The sequence below is a fragment of the Streptomyces sp. Ag109_O5-1 genome, from assembly GCF_003814875.1.
GTDB lineage: Bacteria > Actinomycetota > Actinomycetes > Streptomycetales > Streptomycetaceae > Streptomyces > Streptomyces sasae.
Window position 1 is genome coordinate 7,183,148 of sequence record NZ_RKQF01000001.1, and the last position, 25,478, is coordinate 7,208,625.

A 25,478-nucleotide genomic window follows, 5' to 3' on the forward strand; every position below is an offset into this window, starting at 1 on the left:
CCACGAGGACACCATGAGCAGCAGCACCGTCATCACCAACATCGCCACGCTGGTCACCAACGACCCCTCCCTCGGTGACAACTCCCCTCTCGGTCTGATCCAGGACGCGGCCGTCGTCATCGACGGCGACCGCGTCGCGTGGACCGGCGAATCCAGCAAAGCACCCGCCACTGACAACCGGGTCGACGCGGGCGGCCGGGCGGTGCTGCCCGGCTTCGTGGACTCCCACTCCCACCTGGTCTTCGCGGGTGACCGCACCCAGGAGTTCAACGCCCGTATGTCCGGCCGCTCCTACACGGCCGGCGGCATCCGGACGACCGTCGCGGCCACCCGCGCCGCGACGGACGAGGAACTGGAGCGGAACCTCACCCGTTACCTCACCGAGGCGCTCCACCAGGGCACGACCACCTTCGAGACCAAGTCGGGCTACGGCCTGACGGTCGAGGACGAGGCGAGGGCCCTGCGCATCGCCGCCGCCCACACCGACGAGGTCACCTACCTCGGCGCCCACATCGTCTCCCCGGACTACGCCGACGACCCGGCCGCCTACGTGGCCCTGGTCACCGGCGAGATGCTGGACGCCTGCGCCCCCCACGCCCGCTGGATCGACGTCTTCTGCGAGAAGGGCGCCTTCGACGGCGACCAGGCCCGCGCGATCCTCACGGCGGGCCGGGCGAAGGGCCTGACCCCGCGCATCCACGCCAACCAGCTCTCCTACGGCCCCGGAGTCCAGCTCGCCGTCGAACTGGACGCGGCGAGCGCCGACCACTGCACCCACCTGACGGACGCCGACGTCGACGCGCTGGCGAGCGGCGACACGGTCGCCACCCTCCTCCCGGGCGCCGAGTTCTCCACCCGGGCCGAGTGGCCGGACGCCCGTCGCCTCCTCGACGCGGGCGTGACCGTCGCCCTCTCCACGGACTGCAACCCCGGCTCGTCCTTCACGTCCTCCGTCCCCTTCTGCATCGCGCTGGCGGTACGGGACATGCGCATGACCCCGGACGAGGCGGTGTGGTCGGCGACGGCGGGCGGCGCGGCGGCACTGAGGAGGCACGACATCGGTCGCCTCAGCCCCGGCGCGTACGCCGACCTGACCCTCCTGGACGCCCCGAGCCACGTCCACCTGGCCTACCGGCCGGGTGTTCCGCTGGTCAGCGGGGTGTGGCGGCGGGGCGTAAGGGCCGCCGGCTGAGTCAGCGCGCCCCCGCCCGCCACCGCTGGGCCGTGCTGTCGTCGACCCGGTCCAGGGAAAGTTGGTCGTCGCCGTCCGGGGTGAGGGCTGTTTCGACGGCGATGGCCGGGCGGATCTCGCCGTCGGGGGTCACGGTGAAGCGGAGGTTGATGCCGTGGTCGCCGTCGACCGAGGAGCACTGCCAGATGCCGACGCCGTTGTCGACCGAACCCCGGCTGTCCAGGCAGAAGTCGGGGTCCTCGGCGGACTGCAGGACACCCCGGGACTCGTCGACGCGCCAGCGCTGGGTGGCGGAGCCGGAGCAGGGGGCCGTGACGACGTCGGTGCCGTTGTCGAAGTCGGCGTCGAGGACGTCCAGGCAGCGGGCGGTGGCGGCGTTCACGACCTGGGTGTAGGCGGTGCCCGGGGGCTTCGGGACGGGGGACGGGGTCGGGGACGGCACCGGGCTGTGTGACGTCCTGCTGGGCGTGGGAGTGGGCGTGGGCGATGCGGGGGTCGGCTCGGGGGAGACGGTCGTCGTCGCCGTCACGGTCACCTGGGGGTTCGGGGACGGTGGTGTCGCGGCCGTCTCGGTGCGGGCGTGCGCGTCCGGGCGGGTCAGGAGATAGAGGAGCAGCGGTATCAGGGCCGCGCCCAGGGCGGTGGAGGTCAGGAGGAGACGGCGGGACGGGGTCCGGCGCCGGTGCGGCGGGCGGGGGTCGGCGGGCGGTGCCGTCGGGATGTCGTGTCGTACGTACGCGGTTCCGGCCCAGGGCAGCAGCCCCTCCGCCAGTGCTTCGCGCGGGGTGTCCCGGAGCGCGGTGAGGTCCTCGAACGCCGCCGTGCAGTGCGGGCAGTGCGCCATGTGCGCGTGCAGGTCGGCGCTGTGACGGGGACTCTCGGGGCGTACCGACTCCTCGATCAGGCGGCGGAAGTCCGCGCAGCGGGGGTCGTCGGAGGCGGCCAGCCGGGTGCGGAGGCAGGCCTGGGCCAGGGAGTGCAGGGCGGGCGGCGTGCCGTGGCGGACGTCCTCGGAGGTCAGGCCGAGGTGGGCGACGGTCAGGGCGCGGGGTTCCCGGTCCACGACGTCGTACCAGATGAGGCCTTGGGCGCGGGACGGCAGGGACTGGAACGCCGGCAGCAGCGGCGGGGTCGGGCCGTCGGGGCCGCCGGAGGAGTTCAGGACCAGGAGGAGGGTGGGGTCCAGGGTGGCGGAGCGCTCGTCGTGCGACCAGTCGGCGGCCAGGCGGGCGGTCAGCAGGAGCAGGTGGTGGCGGAGCGGGACGACCGGCTCGGCGCCGTGCGCTATGTCGCGGGCCGCGGTGGTGAAGACCTCCGCGGCGAGCCGGCGGGCCGCCGCGTCGCCGGTCGTGCAGAGGCGGGCGTAGGCGAGCACCGCGGGGTGGTGGCGAGTGCGGAGTTCCTGGAGCGCGGGGTACGCGGTGGCGCTGGGGGTGCGCAGGAGTTCGGTCAGGCGCGCGTCCGAGGGTGAATTGTCGTCCTGCACCATCGTGCACCCCTTGTCGCCGGGCGTCCTTGCTGACGTACCGGCCAGTTTGGGGTGTGGGTGCGGGTGCGCGCGGAGCTTTGGCCAAAGACGCGGGGGGCCGGGGCGCGGGCACCTCCGTCGCCCCGGCGGCATGACCGCCGGCCCGGCTCACTCCTCCAGGGTCAGCGCCTTGCGCAGTTGCACCAGCGTGCGGGAGAGCAGACGGGACACATGCATCTGGGAGATGCCCAGTTCGTCGCCGATCTCCGACTGGGTCATGCCCGCGACGAAGCGGAGGGAGAGGATCTGGCGGTCCCTGGCCGGGAGTCCGGCGATCAGCGGCTTCAGGGACTCGACGTACTCGATGCCTTCGAGGCCGTGGTCCTCGTAGCCGATGCGGTCCGCGAGGGCGCCCTCGGACTCGTCCTCGTCCGGTTGTGCGTCCAGGGAGGAGGCCGTGTAGGCGTTGGAGGCCGCCATGCCCTCGACCACCTCGTCGTTCGAGAGGCCCAGGCGTTCCGCGAGCTCCGCGACCGTGGGTGCGCGGTCCAGCTTCTGCGCCAGTTCGTCGCCCGCCTTGGCGAGGTCGAGGCGGAGCTCCTGCAGGCGGCGCGGGACGCGCACCGACCACGACGTGTCGCGGAAGAACCGCTTGATCTCGCCGATGATCGTCGGCATCGCGAAGGTGGGGAACTCGACACCGCGGGCCAGCTCGAAGCGGTCGATCGCCTTGATCAGGCCGATCGTGCCCACCTGGATGATGTCCTCCATCGGCTCGCTGCGGGAGCGGAAGCGGGAGGCGGCGAACTTGACCAGCGCGAGGTTCAGCTCGACGAGGGTGTTGCGGACGTACGAGTAGTCGAGCGTGCCTTCCTCCAGCGACTCCAGCCGCTCGAAGAGGGTCTTGGACAGGGCTCGCGCGTCGACCGCGTCGACCTCGTCGTACGGGGGGATCTCGGGGAGTCCGAGTCCCGCGGTGAGTCCCTCGATGGCATCCAGTTGTTCCGGTGGGGGTGTCGACGTCGCGGTCCGGGGATGCGGGGCGTCGAGCCGGGGTGACATGGTGTCCTCCATCGTTCTCGGCTATCAGGCTGCCGAAGCCATACGTGCACTGCGGTGTGCGGCGCCTCCAAAGCCGGCCGTGTCGGTTGTGTGTCCTACTAGCCCTACCGGCTCGACGGAGCCCATCGCAAGTCCGTTCTATTAGGGTTTGTCCGTTTGTGGGTGGTTGTTCGGGTGTCGGAGTACGTGCAGAAGGCGTAATGTTCGAGGGCGTCGCCAAGGCGTTCGGCGGGCATCCACGGACACCGCCGGGCATCGGCCCGGACGGTGTCGAACAGCGGTCACGACCTCGGGAGAGAGACGGCAATGGACCACGGGACGGTCGGCAGCGCACAGTCGGGCCGGCTTCTGGTGGAGGTGCGGAAAGTGGGCTCCAGCGCCGTCGTGATTCCGGCGGGTGAGCTCGATCACCACACCGCCGATCTGCTGCGCGAGCCGCTCGACGATCTCCTCGACAAAGGGTTCTCACGCCTGGTCGTCGACTGTTCACGCCTTGAGTTCTGCGACTCCACCGGGTTGAACGTGCTGCTCGGCGCCCGGCTGCGCGCCGAGGCCGCCGGAGGCGGGGTGCATCTCGCCGGGATGCTGCCCGTCGTCGCCCGGGTGTTCGAGATCACGGGAGCCGAAGCGGTCTTCACCGTCCACGACTCCGTCGAGGCGGCCCTGGCCGACGAGGCCGGCGGCGACGAGCGCTGAACCCCGGTCCGGCGTCCGGAACCGGGGGGTGTTCCCGCGGATCGGTCGGGCAGGAGAGATTCTGGATCTGGCGGTGACCGACCGGGCCACTTTTGAGTGGATCATGCCGACGGGTCCGTACGAAACTGCAGCAACACGAACTTTTGACTCGTGAAACGGTGAACGGTGAGGTGAAGCGCTGATGAGCACCACCCGGCCTTACCCGCCGGGCGACCGCGGCCCGGAGTCCAGTGGTGCCTCCGGGGCGTCCGAGGGGGCGTTCGAGGGGGCGGTGCCCGACGCGCCGTCCGCCTCGTCGGGGGGTCGTCAGGTCCGCAGAGTGCGTCTCGACGGTGCGAGCGGGGTCGTACCGCTCGCCCGCGACTTCGCCCGCCAGGCGCTGTACGACTGGGGCTGGCTGCCGGCCGCGACCGCCGACCGCAGGGCCGCCGCCGAGGACGTGCTGCTCGTGGTCTCCGAGCTCGTCACCAACGCGTGTCTGCATGCCGAGGGGCCGGACGAGCTGTTCCTGGCCTGCGACCGCAAGGTGATCCGGGTCGAGGTGTCCGACCGGGGGACCGGGCAGCCGGCCCCGCGGACCCCGCACCGGGCAGGGCGGCCGGGCGGGCACGGGATGTTCATCGTGCAGCGGCTGTGTCTGGACTGGGGGGTCGTACGGACGCCGGGGGCGGCCGGTAAGACCGTATGGGCCGAGTTGGGGGCACCGGCCTAAGGGGCGGCGGCTTCGGGTTCGTGCGCGGCTGCGGGTCGTGAGTGGTTGCTCGCGCAGTTCCTCCTCCAGCGCCCCTTACGGGGCGCTCACACTTCCGCCACGCCCTTTCTCTTCCCTCCTCATGAGCCCCGGCGTACCTTGACGGCCCATCTGATGTGCCGTCAGGAACGAGGTGGACCGTCGTGTCATACCCCAAACGAACCGCCGCGCTCGCGTCCGCCGCCGCGCTGGCCGGATCGGCGGTGCTGCTCGCCGCCCCCGCGGCGCACGCCACCGTCGTCGAGGTCAACTACGCCTGCAAGACGCCGATCGGCAACAAGAGCGCGGTCTCCCCGATCGACATCAAGGGCGTCAAGAGCGGCAGCGGCTACAAGATCACGATGTCCTGGCAGAAGGGTGTCTCCTCCAGCCCCGTCGAACTCGGCAAGGGCGCGATGAGCCCGAGCGCCACCGTCAAGCTCGGCGGCGCCGACAGCGGGACCGTGAGCGTCACCGGCGCCGCCAACCAGGCCGCGATCCCCGCCAACACCCCCATCAAGATCAATGACCTGAGCGGCACCTACACGCCGAAGAAGACCGGCAAGGTGACCTTCACGCCGGGCACGCTCATCATCAAGGCGCTCGGTACGACGACGACCTGCAACCCCACCAACAATCCCGGCCCCGCCCTGACCCTGGACGTGACGGCCGCGAGCGGCGGCTCGTCCGACAGTTCGTCGTCCAGCAGCACCGGCGCCGACTCCGCGGGCACCCTCCCGAAGACCGGCCCCGAGGACTCGTTCGTCGCCCTCGGCACCCTCGGCGGCACCGTGCTGCTCGCGGGCGCGGCCGGCGTCCTCTGGCTGACCCGGCGGAACCAGACCGTACACCGCTGACCCTCCGGGCCCGACCGCGGGAGCCGCCCATGCCGTCCGCCCAGTCAGCCGCCCAGGTGCTGGGACTGTCCCTGCTGTCCTTGCTGACCCTGCTCGCCGCCGCTCCCCGAGCCGTGGCCGCCGAGGGCTGGTCCCTCGCGCCCGCGGGCGGCGGCCGCCCCTCCTTCTACGCCGAGGGCGCTCCGGGCGCGGTCCTCCAGGACACCGTGTCGGTGACCAACCCGGGCGGGCATCCGGTCTCGGTACGGCTGTCCGGCACGGGCACGGGCGTCCCCGTCACCTTCGCCGAGCGGAGCGTGCGCGTCCCCGCCCGCACCCGCGCCGACATCCCCTTCACGGTGACCGTCCCGACGGGCGCCGCGCCCGGTGACCACGCCGGTGCGCTCGTCGCCGAGGACGGCACCGGCCGCACCGCCACCGTCCGGATCCGGCTGCGCGCCGACGGCCCCGCCCTCTCCGCGCTGACCGTCGAACACCTCGCCGTGCACGGCGACCGCATCACGTACGAGCTGGTCAACCGCGGTACGACCGTCCTCGTACCCAGGCTCGCGGTGCACGCCGACGGAGTCTTCGGCCGAGTCCTCCTGGACCGGGCCCCGCGCACTCTCCCCGTCCGCCTCGCCCCGGGCACCCGCACCCGGCTCACCGAGCCCTGGCCCGGTCACCCCGCCCTGGACGCGGCCGAGGTCCGGCTGACGGCGACGGCGGCGGGCGGTGCACAGGACACGGCGAGCGCGCAGGCCCGGTTCGTGCCCTGGGGCGCGGCGGCGGGCGCCATGGGCGCACTGACGGCGGGGGCCGCCGTGACGGTCGTACGACTGCGCAGGCGGCGTGGCGACAGGGCGGCCGAACCCCCTTCCACGGAGATCGAGTTGACGGGAGCGGTGAGGTGAGGGCGAAGGTGTGCCTGGTGCTGGCGGCGATGTGCGCGCTGCTGCTGGCGGCGCCCCTGGCGGCAGCGGTCGGCGGGCCGACCGTCGAGGTCTCCAAGGCCCAGGCCGGCACCGGCAGTTCGATCACCGTCAGCGGCACCGGCTGGCGGCCGCACACCCTGCTGATGATGCTGGTCTGCGGCCAGGCCACCCCGTCCCGGGGCGTGATCGGCGGCACCAACTCCTGCGCCAACGCCGACGGACGGGCCGTCACCACCGACGCGAACGGCCACTTCGGCAAGCAACTTCCGGTCGCCGAACCGCCGGTGCCCTGCCCCTGCGTGGTGCACGTGGCCACCGTGACCGGCGCCACGGCCGACGCGGACGCCGCCTTCCAGGTCGCCGGGCACCCCGTGAAGGCGCTGCCCGCCGAGTCCACCGGCGGCCGCCTCTCCATGCTCACCGACACCCGCCTCGACGGCTCCTCGGGCCTGCTCACCTGGTTCGGCGCACCCCCGTCCCGCACCCTCGTCTTCACCATCGGCAACGCGGGGTCCTCGACCCTGAAGGACCCCGTCTTCCAGGTCGGCACCGCGCACGGCGTGTTCGCCCCCGAGTGGGACGAGCAGCAGTGGCACGGCACCCTCGCGCCCGGCAAGAAGGCGCAGGTCAAACTCCCCGTGGAGCTCTCGGCGGGCGCGCACGGCGACTACACCGTCTCCCTCAGGTACGACGGCAAGGTCCTCGCCGAGCAGCCCTGGGGCGTCGGCCGCCCCTGGGGCGTGACCCTGTTCTGGATCCTGCTCGGCGTGGTCGTACCGGCCGCCGTCTTCCGTATCGGCATGGCCGTGGTGGACCGGGTACGGCCGCCCCGCGCCGGCGGCATCCGCCACCGGGGGATCCACCGGCCGCTCCGCCCGACCCTGCGGATCCCCCGCCTGCGCGCGCTCGAACCGGAGCCCGCCACCACCTCGACCCTGCCGTGGTTCACCCCGGACACCGATCCGGGTACGACGGCCGGCCGGCTCTCCGCACCGCACGACGACAGCCCGGCGAGTCCTACGACTCCCACCACGAAGGGACCCACATGATCATGCGAAGGAGAGTGACACCGGTCGGAGCGGGTGCGGCGGCGGCCGCGCTGGTCCTCGGCGGGGCGGGCCTCCTGCTCGGCGCGGCAGCCGGGACCGCCCAGGCGGCCGAGGTGTCGTTCGCCACCCACTGCGTACCGCCCGCCGGGGTCGCCGACCCGATCGACGGGACCACCAAGGTCGATATCACCGCGCCCGCCACGGCGAAGGTCGGCGACACCGTCGACATCACCTGGAAGTTCGTGCAGGCCGCGTCCAAGAACCCGGACATCATCGACCTGCCCGCGAACACGGTCCAGCCGTCCGGCACGCTCAAGGCGGCCGGCGCCCAGACCGCCGACATCGCCATGCAGGGGCCGCGCAAGAACCCGGCGATCCCCAAGGGCGGCGACATGGTGCTGTCCGACATGACGGGCACACTGAAACTGACCAAGGCCGGCGAGGTGACGCTGACTCCGGACACGTACACGGTCAACGCGTACGGGACGAACACCGTGTGCACCCCGAAGGGGACGGTGCCGAAGGCGGCGACGATCGAGGTGAGCGGCAGCGACTCCAGCGGGTCGGCGACCCCGACGGACAGCACGTCCGCCTCGGCCTCCGCGAGCCCGTCCGACTCGGCGAGCGCGTCCGAGTCGGCCTCGGCGTCCGCCTCCGCGTCTGCGTCGGCCTCCGCCTCCGGCGGCACCGGCCAGACCGACTTCACCGGCAAGGAGGTCGAGGTGCCGTACGCGTGCGTGACCCCCATCGGCAACAAGAGCGCGACCTCGCCGGTGCAGATCAACGCCAAGAAGGACGGCGAGAGCTTCGACCTCACCGTGCAGTTCAAGAAGTCGGTGATGGACAGCCCCGCGGACATCCCGGCGGACTCCGTGAAGCCGTCGATGGAGGTGGTCCTGGGCGGCGCCGACAAGGGCACGGTCCATGTGGAGGGCCCGACGAACTCCTCCGCGATCAAGTCCGGCGACCCGATCGAGATCCCGGACCTGACGGGCACCTACAAGCCGGGGGCGAGCGGTACGTCGACGCTGTCGCCGGGCGTCCTGACGGTGAAGGCGCTGGGTACGACGACGACCTGCACGCCGAAGACGACGGCGGTCTCGCTGACGCTGGACACGACGGAGCAGGCGAGCGGGGCGTCGGGCAGCACCGGTTCGGGAAGCAGCAGCAGTAGCAGCAGCGGCGGCCTCGCCGAGACGGGCGACAGCAGCAACGGCGCACTGAAGGCGCTCGGACTGGTGGCGGGAACGGCGATCCTGCTGGGCGGCGCGGTGTTCACGTTCATGCCTCGAAAGAGGACGAGGTGACCTACCTGCTTTAGGGGCTCGGGGCTGTGACATGTGCGGCTCCGCCGCGTGGGCGCGATCAACCCCCACCGACCGTCAGCCGAAAAACGACGAGGGCCACCCCATGCAAAAGATGCGGTGGCCCTCTGTCAGAAGACGATTAGTGCACGTCTCCCATGAGCTCCCGGACCTTCTTCCGGTACATCCACACGGCCACACCGGCGAGCACCGCCAGCACCGCCTGGAACGCCACGATCCCCGTCTTGTTCAGGTCGACGCCCGCGATGGACAGCAGTCCGGTCGTCGCGTCGCCCGCGGTGACCGCCAGGAACCACACACCCATCATCTGGGACGCGTACTTGGCGGGAGCCATCTTGGTGGTGACCGACAGGCCCACCGGAGACAGCATCAGCTCACCCACGGTCTGCACGAAGTAGATGCCGACCAGCCACATCGCCGCGGCCTTGTGACCACCGTCGGCGATCGACAGCGGCGCGAGGAACAGGAAGAACGACGCACCGATCAGCACCAGACCACCGGCGAACTTCACGGCCGTGCTCGGCTCCTTGCCCCGCCGGGCCATCGCCAGCCACGCCCAGGCGAAGACCGGCGCGAACGCCATGATCATGACCGGGTTGACGGACTGGTACCAGGAGACCGGGAAGTTCCAGCCGAAGATCGTGTTCTTCGCGGAGGCGTCGGCGAACAGGGAGACGGTCGAGCCACCCTGGTCGTAGATCATCCAGAAGACGGCGGCGGCGACGAAGAACCAGATGTACGCGCTCATCTTGGACTGCTCGGCACGGTCCAGGTCCTTGTCCCGCTTGATACGGGCGATGACGACGACCGGGATCAGCAGACCCGCGATCGTGATCGGGACCAGCAGCCAGTTCAGCGTGTAGACGCCGGAGACACCGACGACGACGTAGAAGACCGCGGCGACGGCGGCCCAGAAGCCGGCCTTCGTCAGCGTCGCCTTCTTCTCCGCGGCGGACAGCGGCGTGGGGACGATGTCCGAGCGCGAGCTCAGGTGACGCGTGCCGAGCAGGAACTGCGCGAGACCCAGCGCCATGCCGACCGCGGCCAGCGCGAAGCCGATGTGCCAGTTGTAGTTCTCGCCGACCGTACCGATGACCAGCGGCGCGGCGAACGCACCCAGGTTGATGCCGATGTAGAAGAGCGTGAAGCCACCGTCACGGCGCGGGTCGTCCGGACCGTCGTACAGGTGACCGACCATCGTGGAGATGTTGGCCTTCAGCAGACCTGAACCTATGGCGACCAGACCGAGGCCGGCGAAGAACGTGCCGGAACTGGGCAGCGCCAGCGTCAGGTGGCCGATCATGATGATCGTGCCCGCGACGGCGACCGTCTTGCGGGGGCCGAGGACACGGTCGGCGAACCAGCCGCCCGGCAGGGCGAGCAGGTACACGAGCGAGAGGTACACGGAGTAGATCGCCGTGGCCGTGGCCGCGGTCATGTGCAGGCCGCCGGGAGCGACCAGGTACAGCGGGAGCAGGGCCTTCATGCCGTAGTAGGAGAACCGCTCCCACATCTCGGTCATGAAGAGGGTGGCCAGTCCGCGGGGGTGGCCGAAGAAGGTCTTCTCGGAACCGGGGGTGCCCGGTCGGACCGAGTCCTTCGTCAGGCTGGACGCCATGGTCGTTCCTTGCTGGTCGGGACGCGAGGTGGGGCTTTGCGCGCCCGTGGGGGGAGCGGCCGGCACCGGCGGGTCGGACCGTCCACCCCACGCCCAGGGGGAGTCCGCCCCGGGTCGCGGAGCGGCGGACGGCGACCACCGGGATCCACGCCCCGTGACGCTGAGTCGCGTCCGGAGCCCGGCCAGAGGTCATTCCTTTCAAGGCCGGCCCAGGCCGGCCCGCACACAAAAGAGACCTTCAGCGTCAGGATGCGCACCAAAGGTCACTGGGTGTACTGCAGGCGTTCACATCACTGTACGTCAGGACACTGCCGGATATGGAAGGACTTGAGACAGGGATCACAGGTGTCGGTGGAACCTCGCACCCGGTTTCGAAGGTCCCTCCTACGATCGCACCTTTCGCCCATAGGTTCGTACCACTGTGCCCCAAGGTAAGAATCCCTGGTGCCGATCACACTCCTGTACTGCGTGTAAGCGGACTACCATCACCTCATGACCCGTGTACTGCTCGCCGAGGACGACGCGTCCATCTCGGAGCCGCTGGCCCGCGCACTGCGCCGGGAAGGTTACGAGGTCGAGGTGCGCGAGGACGGACCCGCCGCGCTCGACGCCGGAATGCAGGGCGGCGTCGACCTGGTCGTGCTGGACCTCGGGCTCCCCGGCATGGACGGCCTGGAGGTCGCGCGCCGGCTGCGTGCCGAGGGCCACACCGTGCCGATCCTCATCCTGACCGCGCGGGCCGACGAGGTGGACACCGTCGTCGGCCTCGACGCCGGTGCCGACGACTACGTCACCAAGCCGTTCCGCCTCGCCGAACTGCTCGCCCGGGTGCGGGCGTTGCTCCGTCGCGGCGCCGCGGAGCCCGCGCAGCCGCCGGCCACGCATGGTGTGCGGATCGACGTCGAGTCGCACCGGGCGTGGATGGGCGACGAGGAACTCCAGCTCACCGCGAAGGAGTTCGATCTGCTGCGGGTGCTGGTGCGGGACGCGGGGCGGGTCGTCACGCGGGACCAGTTGATGCGGGAGGTCTGGGACACGACATGGTGGTCGTCGACCAAGACGCTCGACATGCACATCTCGTGGCTGCGGAAGAAGCTGGGCGACGATGCGGCGAACCCCCGGTACATCGCTACCGTGCGTGGGGTCGGGTTCCGTTTCGAAAAGAGCTAGGTCGGCTACGCGCGTCGCGCCGTGGGTGGCTGATGAGATGTGCGCGACCGGCCGTCGTGGTGGGCCGGTCGCGCCCACGCGGCGGAGCCGCATATGTCAGCGCCCCGCGCCCCTGAAGGGGCGCTGAAGTCGCCGTTTCCCGGAGAGTGCTGTGCGTCGTCGTCTGATTCAGTCCACCCTCGCCGTCGTACTCGTCGTCATCGCCGTGTTCGGTGTGTCCCTGGTGATCGTCGAGTCTCGGACCATCAGCAACAGCGCTCAGGAACGCGTCGACTCCGAAGCGCTTCGGCTTGCCAGCATCGTCGACAGCCGGATCCTCGGGGACGAGGACGTCACCGCCGAGATACTGCGCAGCCAGGTCGGCAAGGAGCAGTACGCCGTCATCCGGATCCCGGGCAAGCCGCCGATCGAGCTCGGGGTGAAGCCCGAGGGTGACGTCATCCACTACACCGCCGACGGTGAGGAAGGCGAGACGGTCACCGTCCAGGAGCCGCGCTCCACGGTGACCCGGGAGGTCGGCCGTACGCTGCTGATCATCGGGGCCGTCGCACTGCTCGCCGTGATCGCCGCCGTCCTGCTGGCCATCCGGCAGGCCAACCGGCTCGCCTCCCCGCTCACCGACCTCGCGGAGACGGCGGAGCGGCTGGGCTCGGGCGACCCGCGGCCCCGGCACAAGCGGTACGGCGTCCCGGAGCTGGACCGGGTCGCCGACGTCCTGGACTCCTCCGCCGAACGCATCGCACGGATGCTCACCGCCGAGCGGCGACTGGCCGCCGACGCCTCCCACCAGCTGCGTACGCCGCTGACCGCGCTGTCCATGCGCCTTGAGGAGATCACCCTCACCGACGACCCGGACATCGTGAAGGAGGAGGCGAACGTGGCGTTGACGCAGGTGGAGCGGCTGACGGATGTGGTGGAACGGCTGCTGACGAACTCCCGCGACCCGCGCACCGGCTCCGCCGTCTCCTTCGACCTGGACGAGGTCATCCAGCAGCAGCTCGCCGAGTGGCGGCCCGCCTACCGCAGCTCGGGCCGGGCGATCGTCAGCTCCGGCAAGCGGCATCTGCGGGCGGTGGGCACGCCGGGCGCGGTCGCACAGGTGCTGGCCGCGCTGATCGAGAACTCGCTGATGCACGGCGGTGGCACGGTCGCCCTGCGGACCCGGGTCACCGGCAACCAGGCCGTGGTCGAGGTGACGGACGAGGGGACCGGGGTGCCGGCCGATCTCGGCAACCGCATCTTCGAGCGGACCATCAGCGGCCGTAACTCCACCGGGATCGGGCTGGCCGTCGCCCGTGACCTCGCCGAGGCCGACGGCGGACGTCTGGAGCTGCTCCAGGCCCAGCCGCCCGTGTTCGGCCTGTTCCTGTCCCGGACCGCGCCGACGCACAAGCCGGACGACGACCGGCCGATGGTCCGCTAGGACCGGTCCGCCGGGAAAACCCTGCCGAGGCGGACCGGTCCTGACGTTTTGAACGTCCTACCGAACTCTCTGCCGAGGCTTCTCGGTGTCGGCGGCCTTCTCCAGGATGGCCTCCGCGTCCGCGACCGTCTCACGCGCCGGCAGCGCCTTGAAAACCCAGGTCCGGTACGACCAGAAGCGGAACAGCGTCGCCACGCCGATGCCGACGAACTTGAAGACGTTGCTCTGCAGCGGGCTGTCCCAGCCGAAGCCGTAGGTCGCCGCGTACAGCAGACCGTTCTCGATCACCAGGCCGACCGCGCTGAACAGCAGGAACAGGGTGAGTTCCTTGGTGCGGCCGTGCTTGTCACGGTCCCGGTACGTCCAGTAGCGGAAGCCGAGGTAGTTGAAGACAATGGCGACGACGGTCGCTATGACACTCGCCCGCACCACCTGCAGGCCGGTGGCATGCCGGAGCAGGTTGAAGACGCCGAGATTGACGAGAATCCCGGCACCGCCAACGGCGCCGAACTTGGCGACCTCGCGTACGAGCCGTTGCAGCCCCGAGGAACGATGTTCCATGGTCGTGCGGGCTCCCGTCAGTAGGTTCAGGCCAACTCCGCCATGCTAACGGCCCTGAATGTCCCCCGCCTGTGGATGGCGACACAGGACGGAAACGGCTTGGAAAGAGCACCGGAAAAGCGGGGCAAGAGGCGGCGAAGCGACCGGTAAGAGCCCTGGTCGCGGGCGTGGAAACCGGCCACCCTGGCGCGGCCGATACCCTAGGGGCGTGACGTTCCCGGTAGTCGGCATGGTCGGCGGTGGTCAGCTCGCGCGTATGACGCACGAGGCGGGCATTCCGCTGGGCATCAGGTTCAAGCTCCTCAGTGACACCCCGCAGGATTCCGCGGCCCAGGTGGTGAGCGATGTCGTCGTCGGCGACTATCGCGACCTGGACACGCTGCGTGAGTTCGCACGCGGCTGCGATGTGATCACCTTCGACCACGAGCACGTGCCCACCGAGCACCTGCGGGCCCTGGAGGCGGACGGCATCCCCGTACGCCCCGGTCCCGACGCTCTGGTGCACGCCCAGGACAAGGGCGTGATGCGGGCGAAGCTCGACGCGATCGGCGTCCCGTGCCCCCGGCACCGGATCGTGGCCGACCCGGAGGACGTGGTCCGCTTCGCGGCCGAGGGCGACGGCTTCCCCGTCGTCCTGAAGACGGTGCGCGGCGGTTACGACGGCAAGGGCGTGTGGGTCGTCGAGACCGCCGAGGAGGCCAGCGACCCCTTCCGGGCCGGTGTGCCCGTCCTCGCCGAGGAGAAGGTCGACTACGTCCGCGAGCTCGCCGCCAACGTCGTACGCTCCCCGCACGGCCAGGCCGTCGCCTACCCGGTGGTCGAGTCCCAGCAGGTCAACGGCGTCTGTGACACCGTCATCGCGCCCGCCCCCGACCTGGAGGAGTCCCTCGCCCTGCAGGCCGAGGAGATGGCCCTGCGGATCGCCAAGGAACTGGGCGTCGTCGGCCACCTCGCCGTCGAGCTCTTCCAGACCCGCGACGGCCGCATCCTCGTCAACGAACTGGCGATGCGCCCGCACAACTCCGGCCACTGGACCCAGGACGGCGCGATCACCTCGCAGTTCGCCAACCACGTCCGCGCGGTCCTCGACCTCCCCCTCGGCGACCCGCGCCCGCGCGCGAAGTGGACGGTCATGGTCAACGTCCTGGGCGGCGACTACCCGGACATGTACTCCGCGTACCTGCACTGCATGGCCCGCGACCCCAAACTGAAGATCCACATGTACGGCAAGGACGTGAAGCCCGGCCGCAAGGTCGGCCACGTCAACACCTACGGCGACGACCTGGACGACGTTCTCGAGCGCGCACGTCACGCTGCCGGCTACCTGAGAGGCACGATCACCGAATGAGCCCTGTTGTAGGCATCGTCATGGGTTCGGACTCCGACTGGCCCGTGATGGAGGCCGCCGCCAAGGCCCTGGACGAGTTCGAGATCGAGTACGAGGTCGACGTCGTCTCCGCGCACCGCATGCCGCGCGAGATGGTGACGTACGGCGAGCAGGCCGCCGAGCGCGGGCTGAAGGTGATCATCGCGGGTGCCGGGGGAGCGGCCCACCTCCCGGGCATGCTCGCCTCGGTCACGCCCCTCCCGGTCATCGGCGTCCCCGTCCCGCTGAAGTACCTCGACGGCATGGACTCCCTCCTCTCCATCGTGCAGATGCCGGCCGGTGTCCCGGTCGCCACCGTCTCCGTCGCCGGCGCCCGCAACGCGGGTCTGCTGGCCGCCCGGATCCTCGCCGCGCACGACGAGGACCTGCTGCAGAAGATGCGCGACTTCCAGCAGGACCTCAACGACCAGGCGACCGAGAAGGGCAAGCGGCTGCGGGCCAAGGTCGAGGGGTCGGGGTCGAACGGCTTCGGCTTCGGCAAGTAGGACTCCGGGAAGCAATACGCAATGACCTCATCCGACGAAGCCCGGTCCCTGCTGCGTGAGTTCCCGGTCGTCGACGGCCACAACGACCTGCCGTACGCACTGCGCGAGCAGGTCCGCTACGACCTCGACGCCCGGGACATCGCCACCCACCAGAACGCGCATCTGCACACCGACATCCCGCGGCTGCGCGAGGGCGGGGTCGGTGCGCAGTACTGGTCGGTGTACGTCCGCTCGGACCTGCCGGGCGCGGTCCCGGCGACCCTCGAACAGATCGACTGCGTACGGCAGCTGATCGCCCGCTACCCCGCCGACCTGCGGTCCGCGCTGACCGCCGCGGACATGGAGGCGGCCCGCGCGGAAGGCCGTATCGCCTCCCTCATGGGGGCGGAGGGCGGTCACTCGATCGACAACTCGCTGGGCACCCTGCGCGGTCTGTACGAGCTGGGCGTGCGCTACATGACGCTCACCCACAACGACAACAACGACTGGGCGGACTCGGCGACGGACAAGCCGAACGTCGGCGGCCTCTCCGCCTTCGGCCGCGAGGTCGTACGGGAGATGAACCGCCTGGGCATGCTGGTGGACCTGTCCCATGTCGCGGCCACGACCATGCGCGCGGCCCTGGACACGACCACCGCCCCGGTGATCTTCTCGCACTCCTCCTCCCGGGCTGTCTGCGACCACCCCCGCAACATCCCGGACGACGTCCTCGAACGCCTCCCCGCCAACGGCGGCATGGCGATGGTGACGTTCGTACCGAAGTTCGTGCTCCAGGCGGCGGTCGACTGGACGGCGGCGGCCGACGACAACATGCGGGCGAACGGCTTCCACCACCTTGACACCACCGAGGAGGCGATGAAGGTCCACCGGGCCTTCGAGGAGACCCACCCCCGCCCGATCGCCACGGCCGCCACGGTCGCCGACCACCTCGACCACATGCGCGAGGCCGCCGGCATCGACCATCTCGGCATCGGCGGCGACTACGACGGCACGGCCTTCACCCCCGACGGCCTGAACGACGTCTCCGGCTACCCGAACCTGATCGCCGAACTCCTGGACCGCGGCTGGTCCCGCCCCGACCTGGCCAAGCTGACCTGGCAGAACGCGGTACGGGTCCTGAGCGCGGCGGAGGACGTGGCCCGGGACCTGCAAGCCACCCGCGCGCCGTCCAACGCCACGATCGAGTCGCTGGACGGCGTCGACGGGGACTGAATCGCCGGGGTCGAGGTGAGCGAGGGCGTTCGGGCCGCACGGCCCCGCGTCGAGGGCCATACCCCCGAACGCCCCGTCCACCAGGAACCCTCCCGGGCGGGCGTGCGACGGTGGGCTAAGCCCCTTCACGACGTAGCTCACGACGACGTACGGAGCCCGCCATGGCCGACCTCCAGGACGACATCCCCACGACGACCGAGGTCGGCGAGGACGACTGCCTCCCGGACGACCCGTTCCCGACGGAGTCCGGCACCGATGTCCTGGAACGGGCCCATGCCCTGCTGGCCGCGCATCCGGTCGCGGACGGCTACAGCGGACTGCCCCGGGCGCTCGCGCCGCTCCCTTGGTACGACCTGGAGCTGGGCGAGACGGCCGTGGACACGGACGTGCCCCGGCTGCGCGAGGGGCATGTGGGCGCGCTGTTCTGGTCGCTGCAGGTCCCGGAGGGGGAACGGGCCGACCGGGCCGTGGGCGCCACGCTGGAGCAGCTGGACCTGGCCCGCACGGTGGTCGAGCGACACCCCGAGGGGCTGCGGCTGGTGCGCACCGCCGGGCAGGTCATCGACGCCCGCCACTGCGGCCGGGTCGCCGTGGTGCTCGGCCCGGCCTCCGTCGCCGCCCTCGGCGACTCCCTCGGCATCCTGCGTGTGCTGCACTCCCTGGGCCTGCGCGTGCTCAGCCTCGCCGGCGCCTCCTGGGCGGGGGAGGAGGGGCTGACCCGGTTCGGCGAGGAGGTGATCCGCGAGATGAACCGCCTCGGTGTGCTCGCGGACCTGACCGGAGCCCCGGAGGTCACCCTCGCCCGGGTGCTCGCCCTCTCCAAGACGCCGGTCCTGTGCACCCGCTCCGCGGCGGCGGCCGTACGCCCGCACCCCGCCAACCTCTCCGACGAGCTGCTCGCCCGGCTCGGCGGGCAGAAGGGCCTGTGCATGGTGCCGCTGATCGCCGAGCAGACCGGGTCGACCGCCCGGGACGTCGCCGACCACCTCGACCACGTGCGTACCGTCGCGGGACCGGAGTGCGTCGCCCTGTCCGGCACCTACGACTCCGGCGCCGGCCACCCCCGCGACCTCGCCGACACCTCCCGCTACCCGCACCTCATCGCCGAACTGCTCCGGCGCGGCTGGTCGGACACCGAACTGTCCCTGCTGACCTGGGGAAACGTCCAGCGGGCGCTACGCAGCGCCGACTTCACCGCACGGGCGGCCCAGCGCCGCAGAGAGCCGAGCCCGCCCCGGCCGGCCGACGCGGACGTCTGACCGGCCGAGGCCCGGTCGGACCGGTCAGTCGATCCGGCAGATGCAGAACGGATGCCCGGCCGGATCGGCGAACACCCTGAAGTCCTCCGCCACGGGGTCCTCCTCCCGCCGCAGCAGCCGTGCCCCGAGGGCCAGCACCTTCTTCTCCGCCGCGTCGACGTCGTCCCAGGTCGGCCCCGCGTCGAAGTCGAGATGGAACTGCTGGGAGTTGTGGTCGGCCCGCGGCCACTCGGGCGGTGTGTACCCCTGCGCCAGCTGAAAGCCCAGCCGCAGCCCGTCCGGCAGCCTCAGTACGACCCAGTCGTCCTCCTCGGCCACCAGGTCACCGCCGACGACGGCCGCGTAGAAGGCGGCCAGCGCGTGCGGGTCGGGACAGTCGATCACCACGTTGCGCAAGCGGGCGACGGATGCCATGAGTCCTCCCTCTCTCAGCAGGCGCAGAGGCAGAACGGGTGCCCCGCCGGGTCGGCGTACACACGGAAGCTGCGCGACCGGTCCGCCGCGTCCAGCGGCTTCGCGCCCAGCTCCAGCACCCCCTTCTCGGCCGCGTCCAGATCCTCCACCACCAGGTCCAGATGGAACTGCTGGGAGTCGTCGGGCGCGGGCCACTTCGGCGCCACGAAACCGGGCGCCTTCTGGAACGCCAGCGCCTGCCCGCCGGGCACCGCCAGGTCCACCCAGTCGCCGTCCCCTTCAACGCTGCCGCCCAGCACCCCGGAGTAGAAACCGGCGAGCGCGGACGGATCGGGACAGTCCAGGACGACGACACCGAGCTTGGCGAGAGCCATGACTTCCTCCTCGAAGCCGGGGTTACCCTTAAAAGCGGGTAACCAGTAACGGTCACCGCATGCTCCCGCAGCGGTGGTGACGTCGCAACCGAATTCGGGAGGTAACTTGCGGGAATGAGTGAGAGATCGCCCGCGCCGGGCGGCCTGGCCCTGGTCGAGGCCCTGGTGAACACGCTGGACCTGGAGTCGGGCGCTGACACGCTCGACACGCCGGACGGCAGGGCGCGCCTCGGCATCACGGAGGAAGGGCTCCAGCCCGCCCGCGCCCTGCGCGAGTCCCTGCGCGCCACACTCCTGGCCCACGCCGGCCACCCCCCGCACCGCGAGGTGACCCCGCTGGGCGAGCTGCTGGCCGACGCCCCTCTCCTCGTCACCGTCGACCCGGCCGACGGCACGGCGGCCCTGGCCTCCGCCGACCCGGCCCCCCTGCTCTCCCGGATCGCCGTCGCCGTCGCCTCCGCCCTGGTGGAGGGCACGTGGACGCGTCTGAAGGCCTGCGAGTCCGACACCTGCCACTGGGCGTACTACGACCGCAGCCCGGCGGGACGCGGCCGCTGGTGCTCGATGCAGGTGTGCGGGGCGCGCGCGAAAATGCGCCGTTACCGCTCCAAGGACCGGTAACACACAGCCAGTTCATCGCTCACAAACGTGCCGCGTGGTGCAGAATGCAACAAGACACCGGTTCGGCCGACTGAGCCTCGGCCGAACCGGTGTCGTCCTGTTCTATTTGGCGCCCTGCACTGAAGCGCCCCGTCAGGGGCGCTGGGGGTACCCCCAGCCTTCGGCTGGGGGAGGAACTGCGCGACCAGCCCCCACGCACCCGCAGCTTTACGCGGTCGGACGCCCCATCGCGCGATACGTCCAACCCGCCCGCCGCCAGACCTCAGGCTCCAGAGCATTACGCCCGTCGAGGATCACCTTCTCCGCGGCCACCTCTCCCAGCACCGCCGGATCCAGCTCCCGAAACTCCCGCCACTCCGTCAGATGCAGCACCACGTGCGCCCCCCGCACGGCCTCCAGCGCAGCCTCCGCGTAGCCCAGCGTCGGGAACAGCCGCCGCGCGTTCTCCATCCCCTTCGGGTCGTACACCGTGACCTGCCCGCCCTGCAGATGGATCTGCCCGGCGACATTCAGCGCAGGCGAGTCCCGCACGTCGTCCGAGTCCGGCTTGAACGTCGCGCCGAGCACCGCGACCCGCTTCCCGAGGAAGGACCCCCCGCCCAGCGCCTCCCGGGCCATCTCGACCATCTGCCCGCGGCGCCGCATGTTGATGGAGTCGATCTCGCGCAGGAAGGTCAGCGCCTGGTCGGCACCGAGCTCACCGGCCCGTGCCATGAACGCGCGGATGTCCTTCGGCAGACAGCCGCCGCCGAACCCGATCCCGGCCCGCAGGAACTTCTTCCCGATCCGGTCGTCGTACCCGATCGCCTCCGCCAGCTTCACCACGTCACCGCCGCCGGCCTCGCACACCTCCGCCATCGCGTTGATGAACGAGATCTTCGTGGCGAGGAAGGAGTTCGCCGAGGTCTTCACCAACTCGGCCGTCGGGAAGTCGGTCACCACGAACGGCGTGCCCTCGCCCAGCGGCGTCGCGTACACCTCGCGCAGCAGTTTCTCCGCGCGCTCGCCGCGCACGCCGACCACGACCCGGTCGGGGTGCAGCGTGTCCTGGACGGCGAAGCCCTCGCGCAGGAACTCCGGGTTCCAGGCCAGCTCGGCATCGGCCCCGGCGGGCGCGTTCTCCGCGAGGTACGCGGCCAGCCGCTCCGCCGAGCCGACCGGCACCGTCGACTTGCCGACGACCAGCGTGGGCCCGGTGAGATGCGGGGCCAGCGACGCGATCGCGGAGTCGACGTACGACATGTCGCAGGCGTACTCGCCGTGCTTCTGCGGGGTGTTCACACAGACGAAGTGGACATCGCCGAAGGCGCCGACCTCGGCCCAGTCGGTGGTGAAGCGCAGCCGTCCGCTGGAGCCCTCGAAGCCGGCCACGTGCCGGCGCAGCAGCTCGTCGAGCCCCGGCTCGTACATCGGGGTCTCGCCACGCTCCAGCATCGCGATCTTCTCGGGTACGACGTCCAGACCGAGCACCTCGAAGCCCAGCTCGGCCATGGCCGCTGCATGGGTGGCGCCGAGATAGCCGGTGCCGATCACGGTGATCTTGAGGCTCATGAATGCTCCAGCTCGGGGACGTGGGTGCGGGCTGCGGCCCGAGCATAACCGGGCCGTGTTCCGGGCAACTTTCCCGCTGTCGCCAAGCTCACGTGACCTATCCGTGGGCCGCGTTCTAAACTTTGAGTTACTTAACAGTAATTAGCGTCAGCACCACTGCGTCTGGAGTGAGAGACCTTGGCCGGATCGGCTGACTTCGACCTGTACCGCCCGTCCGAGGAGCACGACATGCTCCGTGACGTCGTCCGCGCGCTGGTCGAGGCGAAGATCGCCCCGTACGCCGCCGCGGTTGACGAGGAGGCCCGCTTCCCGCAGGAGGCGCTCGACGCCCTGGTCGCCAACGACCTGCACGCGGTGCACGTACCCGAGGAGTACGGCGGGGCCGGCGCCGACGCGCTCGCCACGGTCATCGTGATCGAGGAGGTCGCCCGCGCGTGCGTCTCCTCCTCACTCATCCCGGCCGTGAACAAGCTGGGTTCGCTCCCGGTGATCCTCTCCGGCGGCGAGGACCTGAAGAAGAAGTACCTGACGCCCCTGGCCAAGGGCGACGGCATGTTCTCGTACTGCCTCTCCGAGCCGGACGCGGGCTCCGACGCGGGCGGCATGAAGACGAAGGCGGTCCGCGACGGCGACCACTACGTCCTCAACGGCGTGAAGCGCTGGATCACCAACGCGGGCGTCTCCGACTACTACACGGTCATGGCCGTGACCGACCCGGAGAAGCGCACCAAGGGGATCTCCGCCTTCGTCGTCGAGAAGGCCGACGAGGGTGTCTCCTTCGGCGCCCCGGAGAAGAAGCTCGGCATCAAGGGCTCGCCGACCCGCGAGGTCTACCTCGACAACGTCCGCATCCCCGCCGACCGCATGATCGGCGCCGAGGGCACCGGCTTCGCCACCGCGATGAAGACCCTCGACCACACCCGCATCACCATCGCCGCCCAGGCCCTCGGTGTCGCCCAGGGCGCCCTCGACTACGCCAAGGGCTACGTCCAGGAGCGCAAGCAGTTCGGCAAGCCGATCGCCGACTTCCAGGGCATCCAGTTCATGCTCGCCGACATGGCCATGAAGATCGCCGCCGCCCGCGCCCTCACCTACCAGGCCGCGGCCGCCTCCGAGCGCGGCGACGCCGACCTCACCTTCCAGGGCGCGGCGGCGAAGTGCTTCGCCTCCGACGTCGCCATGGAGGTCACCACGGACGCCGTCCAGCTGCTCGGCGGCTACGGCTACACCCGTGACTACCCGGTCGAGCGCATGATGCGCGATGCCAAGATCACCCAGATCTATGAAGGCACGAACCAGGTTCAGCGGATCGTCATGGCCCGCAACCTGCCGTAGCCGCACCGGTATCCGGCGGGAAGGCGCCCCTCGGGGCGCCTTTTCCGTGTCCGGCCCGAATGGCACTACCGGGCGGTCGGGCTTAGGACGGGAAGCACACGGGGACCCGCCCCGGACCCCTCTCCCTTCCTCTGGAGGAGCCATGACCCAGACCGGACCCATGACCGCCATGTCCAAGCAGATGCAGGACTGCGTCAACATGTGCATGGCCACCCACACGATGTGCGAGGAGACCATGAGCTCCTGCATGTCCATGGAGGGCGGCCAGGCGCAGATGCGGATCATGCGCGCGCTGATGGACTGCTCCGAGATGACCCGGATGTGCGCCGACATGATGATGCGGCGCTCGCCGTTGTCCGCCGAGATGTGCGCGATGTGCGCCAAGGCGTGCGACATGTGCGCCGAGGCGTGTATGACCATGCCGGACGACCCACAGATGAAGCGCTGTGCGGAGATGTGTCGCAAGTGCGCCGAGATGTGCCGCTCGATGGCGGGCGTGTCCATGTGACACCGCGCTGAACCGGTATCAGGGGCACCTCGCCGGGTGCCCCTGATCCACGCTCTGGCACGCTTGCCCCATGACCAGTGACGCCTTCGACACCACCGAACGGGCCATGTGGACGGGCCGGGCGGCGGCCTACGCCGAAAGCTTCGCCCGCCTGTGCGCCCATCCCGTGGAGCAGTTGCTGGACGCGGCGGGCGTGACGGGGGGAACGCGACTCCTCGACGTCGGCACCGGAACGGGTACGGCGGCCCTGGCGGCCCAGGAGCGCGGTGCCCGGGTCGTCGCGGTGGACGCGGACGCCGGGATGGTGGCCGCGGCCCGCGCGAGGGGCGTCGGCGCGCGCACCGCCGTACTGCCCGAACTCCCTTTTTCTGGCGGGGAGTTCGACGCGGTCGTCGGCAACTTCGTGCTCAACCACGTCGGTCGCCCCCGAGCCGCCCTCGCCGAACTCCACCGTGTTCTGCGCCCCGGGGGCCGGCTCGCCGTGACGATCTGGAGCGGCAGACGCGGCGCCGGCCAGGACCTGCTCGGCCAGGCCTGCGCGGCGGGCGGTGCGGTACCGCCTCCGCACCTGCCCCGGCTCGATGCGGCGGACGACTTCGCACGCTCCGCCGAGGGCCTGGCGGGGCTGCTGGCGGAGGCCGGGTTCACGGACGCGTACGCCGGCGAACTGGAGTGGGACCACCGCGCCGGCCTCGACGAGTGGTGGGGCGGCGCCGCCGGCGGGGTGGCCACCATCGGCCTGGTGGTGACCTCGCAGGACGCGGCGACGGTCGTACGGATCCGGCAGGCGTACGAGCGGCTCGCCGCCGGATACGCCGACGGGGAAGGGCGCCTGGCCCTTCCCCATGTGGCACTGCTCGCCGCCGGTACGGCCTAGTTGCCGGTGACGGTGACCTTCTGGTCGTTCTTCAGCTCGTCCACCAGGGTCTTGACCTTCGCCTTGTCCCAGACGAGGTTGCCGCCGGTGGAGCCCGAGATCGGCATGTTCATGGAGGTGCCGTTGCCGCCGTTGACGTCCTTCATCGCGAAGAACATCGAGCCCAGGTCCCACAGGCTCATGTCCTTGTCGACGGTGAGGGAGTCCAGGCCCGCGCCGAGGGTGGGGTAGAGCTTGAAGGGGTTCAGGATCGTCGACGGGGTGGCCACCTGGTGGGCCAGCGCCGCCAGGAACTTCTGCTGGTTCTTGGTGCGCTGCAGGTCGGACGTGGCGAAGGCGTGCCGGGTACGGACGAAGGCCAGGGCCTCCTCGCCGTTCAGGGTCTGTGTGCCCGCCTTGAAGTCCGCGCCCGAGTACTTGTCCTTGAAGCCCTTGTCGATGTTGATCGTGACCCCGCCGACCGCGTCCACGATGCCCGCGAACCCGGCGAAGCCGATCTCCACGTAGTGGTCGATGTGCAGGCCGGTGTTGTACTCGATCGTGCGGACGAGGAGGGTCGGACCGTCCTCGGCGTAGGCCGCGTTCAGCTTCGTGTGCCGGCCGGTGCCCTTGTAGACCTTGCCGGACGTCGACCCCTGGTACGACGGGATCTCCACGTCCGAGTCGCGGGGGAGGGAGATCAGCGTGTCGCCGTTGTCGCCGACGTGCAGGATCATCATCGAGTCCGTGCGCTTGCCCTCGGCCGAGCCCGTGTGCAGCTCCTTCTTCTGCGCGGCGGACAGGCCCTGGCGGCTGTCGGAGCCGACGATCAGGTAGTTGGTGCCCGAGCCGGCCGCGGGACGGTCGATCACCTTCGACAGGTCGACGTCCCGGTGCAGCTTGGAGTCGGCCCAGAAGTAGGTCGAGACGGATGTGACGATCACCACGCTGAGGACGACGATCGCCGTCCACTTGATCCGCTTGCGCCAGTTCGGAGCCCGCCGCGGTCCACGCTCGTACTCGCCGCCGGGTCCCCCGCCCCCGGGGCCGCCGCCGTAGACCTGGCCGGTGTTGTAGCCGCTGTTGTAGTTGTCGTACCCGGCACCGTCGTCGAATCCGTTGCCGTTGCCGTACGACGGCTGCTGCGGCACCCCGCCGTATCCGCCGCCCTGCTGCGGGGCGCCGTACGGCGGTGCCGACGGTTCTCCGCGCCGCACCTGGCGCATCACGCGCGCGCCCTCAGGCTGCGCGTCCGCGCTCCCGCGTCCGTACCGGTTGCCGCGGTTGTCGTTCGACCATCCCTGGGGCCATTCGTTCATGGGCCCCAGTGTGCAGGTAGCGGCCATGCCAGTTACAAGGGTCGTCGGAAAATCAGGTCACCGCTGTTGCGAACCCGACACAAATTCCGCGA

General features: G+C 70.7%; 25 protein-coding genes. 17 read left to right on the forward strand and 8 right to left on the reverse strand.

From position 1 onward, the window contains the following. Nucleotides 1-13 precede the first annotated feature (13 nt). Entirely contained in the window at nucleotides 14-1,192 is a 1,179-nt protein-coding gene (gene hutI, locus EDD90_RS32635; protein ID WP_123976479.1) for an imidazolonepropionase, read from the forward strand. 1 nt (nucleotide 1,193) lies between these two features. On the opposite strand, the gene EDD90_RS32640 is transcribed toward hutI, so the two are convergent. Both EDD90_RS32640 and EDD90_RS32645 read right to left on the reverse strand, forming a co-directional pair. After that, a complete protein-coding gene (locus tag EDD90_RS32640) occupies nucleotides 1,194-2,681 on the reverse strand; it encodes an RICIN domain-containing protein (RefSeq protein WP_123976480.1) in 1,488 nt (495 codons plus the stop codon). Nucleotides 2,682-2,828: 147 nt separating this feature from the next. After that, nucleotides 2,829-3,722, reverse strand: coding sequence for an RNA polymerase sigma factor SigF (locus tag EDD90_RS32645; RefSeq protein WP_123976481.1), 894 nt, complete (start codon nucleotides 3,720-3,722; stop codon nucleotides 2,829-2,831). Between the two features lie 306 nt (nucleotides 3,723-4,028). On the opposite strand from EDD90_RS32645, the gene EDD90_RS32650 reads away from it, so the two are divergent. The 6 genes from EDD90_RS32650 to EDD90_RS32675 all read left to right on the forward strand — a co-directional run bounded on the left by EDD90_RS32650 (nucleotide 4,029) and on the right by EDD90_RS32675 (nucleotide 9,275). Further along, nucleotides 4,029-4,418 carry an STAS domain-containing protein gene (locus tag EDD90_RS32650; protein WP_123976482.1) on the forward strand — a complete coding sequence of 130 codons (390 nt, stop codon included), beginning with the start codon at nucleotides 4,029-4,031 and terminating at the stop codon, nucleotides 4,416-4,418. Nucleotides 4,419-4,599: 181 nt separating this feature from the next. Further along, the gene (locus EDD90_RS32655) at nucleotides 4,600-5,130 is read left to right on the forward strand and encodes an ATP-binding protein (RefSeq protein WP_123976483.1); all 531 of its coding nucleotides are present in this window, start codon (nucleotides 4,600-4,602) and stop codon (nucleotides 5,128-5,130) included. Between the two features lie 182 nt (nucleotides 5,131-5,312). Further along, the gene (locus EDD90_RS32660; RefSeq protein WP_123976484.1) at nucleotides 5,313-6,005 is read left to right on the forward strand and encodes an LPXTG cell wall anchor domain-containing protein; all 693 of its coding nucleotides are present in this window, start codon (nucleotides 5,313-5,315) and stop codon (nucleotides 6,003-6,005) included. 29 nt (nucleotides 6,006-6,034) lie between these two features. Next, a complete protein-coding gene (locus EDD90_RS32665) occupies nucleotides 6,035-6,898 on the forward strand; it encodes a hypothetical protein (RefSeq protein WP_123976485.1) in 864 nt (287 codons plus the stop codon). A 29-nt stretch (nucleotides 6,899-6,927) separates the two neighbouring features. After that, on the forward strand, nucleotides 6,928-7,968 hold the full coding sequence (locus EDD90_RS32670; RefSeq protein WP_123981907.1) for a hypothetical protein: 1,041 nt from the start codon (nucleotides 6,928-6,930) through the stop codon (nucleotides 7,966-7,968). Further along, entirely contained in the window at nucleotides 7,965-9,275 is a 1,311-nt protein-coding gene (locus EDD90_RS32675; protein ID WP_123976486.1) for a hypothetical protein, read from the forward strand. The genes EDD90_RS32670 and EDD90_RS32675 overlap by 4 nt, the downstream gene beginning before the upstream one ends. 139 nt (nucleotides 9,276-9,414) lie before the next feature. Here the strand turns inward: EDD90_RS32675 and EDD90_RS32680 are convergent, their stop codons facing one another. Then, nucleotides 9,415-10,911: an oligopeptide:H+ symporter gene (locus EDD90_RS32680; RefSeq protein WP_123976487.1), complete on the reverse strand. Its 1,497-nt coding sequence runs from the start codon at nucleotides 10,909-10,911 to the stop codon at nucleotides 9,415-9,417. Nucleotides 10,912-11,403: 492 nt separating this feature from the next. Here EDD90_RS32680 and EDD90_RS32685 point away from each other — a divergent pair, with 492 nt between their 5' ends. Beyond that, nucleotides 11,404-12,081, forward strand: coding sequence for a response regulator transcription factor (locus EDD90_RS32685; RefSeq protein ID WP_123976488.1), 678 nt, complete (start codon nucleotides 11,404-11,406; stop codon nucleotides 12,079-12,081). A 151-nt stretch (nucleotides 12,082-12,232) separates the two neighbouring features. After that, nucleotides 12,233-13,504 carry an ATP-binding protein gene (locus tag EDD90_RS32690; RefSeq protein ID WP_123976489.1) on the forward strand — a complete coding sequence of 424 codons (1,272 nt, stop codon included), beginning with the start codon at nucleotides 12,233-12,235 and terminating at the stop codon, nucleotides 13,502-13,504. Between the two features lie 57 nt (nucleotides 13,505-13,561). On the opposite strand, the gene EDD90_RS32695 is transcribed toward EDD90_RS32690, so the two are convergent. Further along, the gene (locus EDD90_RS32695; RefSeq protein WP_123976490.1) at nucleotides 13,562-14,065 is read right to left on the reverse strand and encodes a GtrA family protein; all 504 of its coding nucleotides are present in this window, start codon (nucleotides 14,063-14,065) and stop codon (nucleotides 13,562-13,564) included. Nucleotides 14,066-14,273: 208 nt separating this feature from the next. On the opposite strand from EDD90_RS32695, the gene EDD90_RS32700 reads away from it, so the two are divergent. The 4 genes from EDD90_RS32700 to EDD90_RS32715 all read left to right on the forward strand — a co-directional run bounded on the left by EDD90_RS32700 (nucleotide 14,274) and on the right by EDD90_RS32715 (nucleotide 18,408). Continuing rightward, a complete protein-coding gene (locus EDD90_RS32700) occupies nucleotides 14,274-15,413 on the forward strand; it encodes a 5-(carboxyamino)imidazole ribonucleotide synthase (RefSeq protein ID WP_123976491.1) in 1,140 nt (379 codons plus the stop codon). Continuing rightward, complete coding sequence (gene purE, locus EDD90_RS32705) at nucleotides 15,410-15,937, forward strand: 5-(carboxyamino)imidazole ribonucleotide mutase (protein ID WP_123976492.1); 528 nt, start codon at nucleotides 15,410-15,412, stop codon at nucleotides 15,935-15,937. The genes EDD90_RS32700 and purE overlap by 4 nt, the downstream gene beginning before the upstream one ends. Nucleotides 15,938-15,958: 21 nt before the next feature. After that, nucleotides 15,959-17,149, forward strand: a complete 1,191-nt coding sequence (locus tag EDD90_RS32710) for a dipeptidase (RefSeq protein WP_123976493.1) — start codon at nucleotides 15,959-15,961, stop codon at nucleotides 17,147-17,149. 161 nt (nucleotides 17,150-17,310) lie between these two features. Next, a complete protein-coding gene (locus tag EDD90_RS32715) occupies nucleotides 17,311-18,408 on the forward strand; it encodes a dipeptidase (protein ID WP_123976494.1) in 1,098 nt (365 codons plus the stop codon). Between the two features lie 24 nt (nucleotides 18,409-18,432). Here the strand turns inward: EDD90_RS32715 and EDD90_RS32720 are convergent, their stop codons facing one another. Continuing rightward, nucleotides 18,433-18,822 carry a VOC family protein gene (locus EDD90_RS32720; RefSeq protein ID WP_123976495.1) on the reverse strand — a complete coding sequence of 130 codons (390 nt, stop codon included), beginning with the start codon at nucleotides 18,820-18,822 and terminating at the stop codon, nucleotides 18,433-18,435. A 14-nt stretch (nucleotides 18,823-18,836) separates the two neighbouring features. Then, a complete protein-coding gene (locus EDD90_RS32725) occupies nucleotides 18,837-19,196 on the reverse strand; it encodes a VOC family protein (protein ID WP_123976496.1) in 360 nt (119 codons plus the stop codon). A gap of 114 nt (nucleotides 19,197-19,310) precedes the next feature. Between EDD90_RS32725 and EDD90_RS32730 the strand changes: the two genes are divergently transcribed. Continuing rightward, nucleotides 19,311-19,817: a CGNR zinc finger domain-containing protein gene (locus EDD90_RS32730; protein WP_123976497.1), complete on the forward strand. Its 507-nt coding sequence runs from the start codon at nucleotides 19,311-19,313 to the stop codon at nucleotides 19,815-19,817. A 207-nt stretch (nucleotides 19,818-20,024) separates the two neighbouring features. Here the strand turns inward: EDD90_RS32730 and EDD90_RS32735 are convergent, their stop codons facing one another. Next, nucleotides 20,025-21,368: a UDP-glucose/GDP-mannose dehydrogenase family protein gene (locus EDD90_RS32735; protein WP_123976498.1), complete on the reverse strand. Its 1,344-nt coding sequence runs from the start codon at nucleotides 21,366-21,368 to the stop codon at nucleotides 20,025-20,027. A gap of 177 nt (nucleotides 21,369-21,545) precedes the next feature. On the opposite strand from EDD90_RS32735, the gene EDD90_RS32740 reads away from it, so the two are divergent. The 3 genes from EDD90_RS32740 to EDD90_RS32750 all read left to right on the forward strand — a co-directional run bounded on the left by EDD90_RS32740 (nucleotide 21,546) and on the right by EDD90_RS32750 (nucleotide 24,088). Continuing rightward, a complete protein-coding gene (locus EDD90_RS32740; RefSeq protein ID WP_123976499.1) occupies nucleotides 21,546-22,703 on the forward strand; it encodes an acyl-CoA dehydrogenase in 1,158 nt (385 codons plus the stop codon). Nucleotides 22,704-22,845: 142 nt separating this feature from the next. Then, nucleotides 22,846-23,211: a four-helix bundle copper-binding protein gene (locus tag EDD90_RS32745; protein ID WP_123976500.1), complete on the forward strand. Its 366-nt coding sequence runs from the start codon at nucleotides 22,846-22,848 to the stop codon at nucleotides 23,209-23,211. A 70-nt stretch (nucleotides 23,212-23,281) separates the two neighbouring features. Next, nucleotides 23,282-24,088: a class I SAM-dependent methyltransferase gene (locus EDD90_RS32750; protein ID WP_123976501.1), complete on the forward strand. Its 807-nt coding sequence runs from the start codon at nucleotides 23,282-23,284 to the stop codon at nucleotides 24,086-24,088. Here the strand turns inward: EDD90_RS32750 and EDD90_RS32755 are convergent. Continuing rightward, nucleotides 24,085-25,386: an LCP family protein gene (locus tag EDD90_RS32755; RefSeq protein ID WP_123976502.1), complete on the reverse strand. Its 1,302-nt coding sequence runs from the start codon at nucleotides 25,384-25,386 to the stop codon at nucleotides 24,085-24,087. The genes EDD90_RS32750 and EDD90_RS32755 overlap by 4 nt on opposite strands. Nucleotides 25,387-25,478 lie beyond the last annotated feature (92 nt).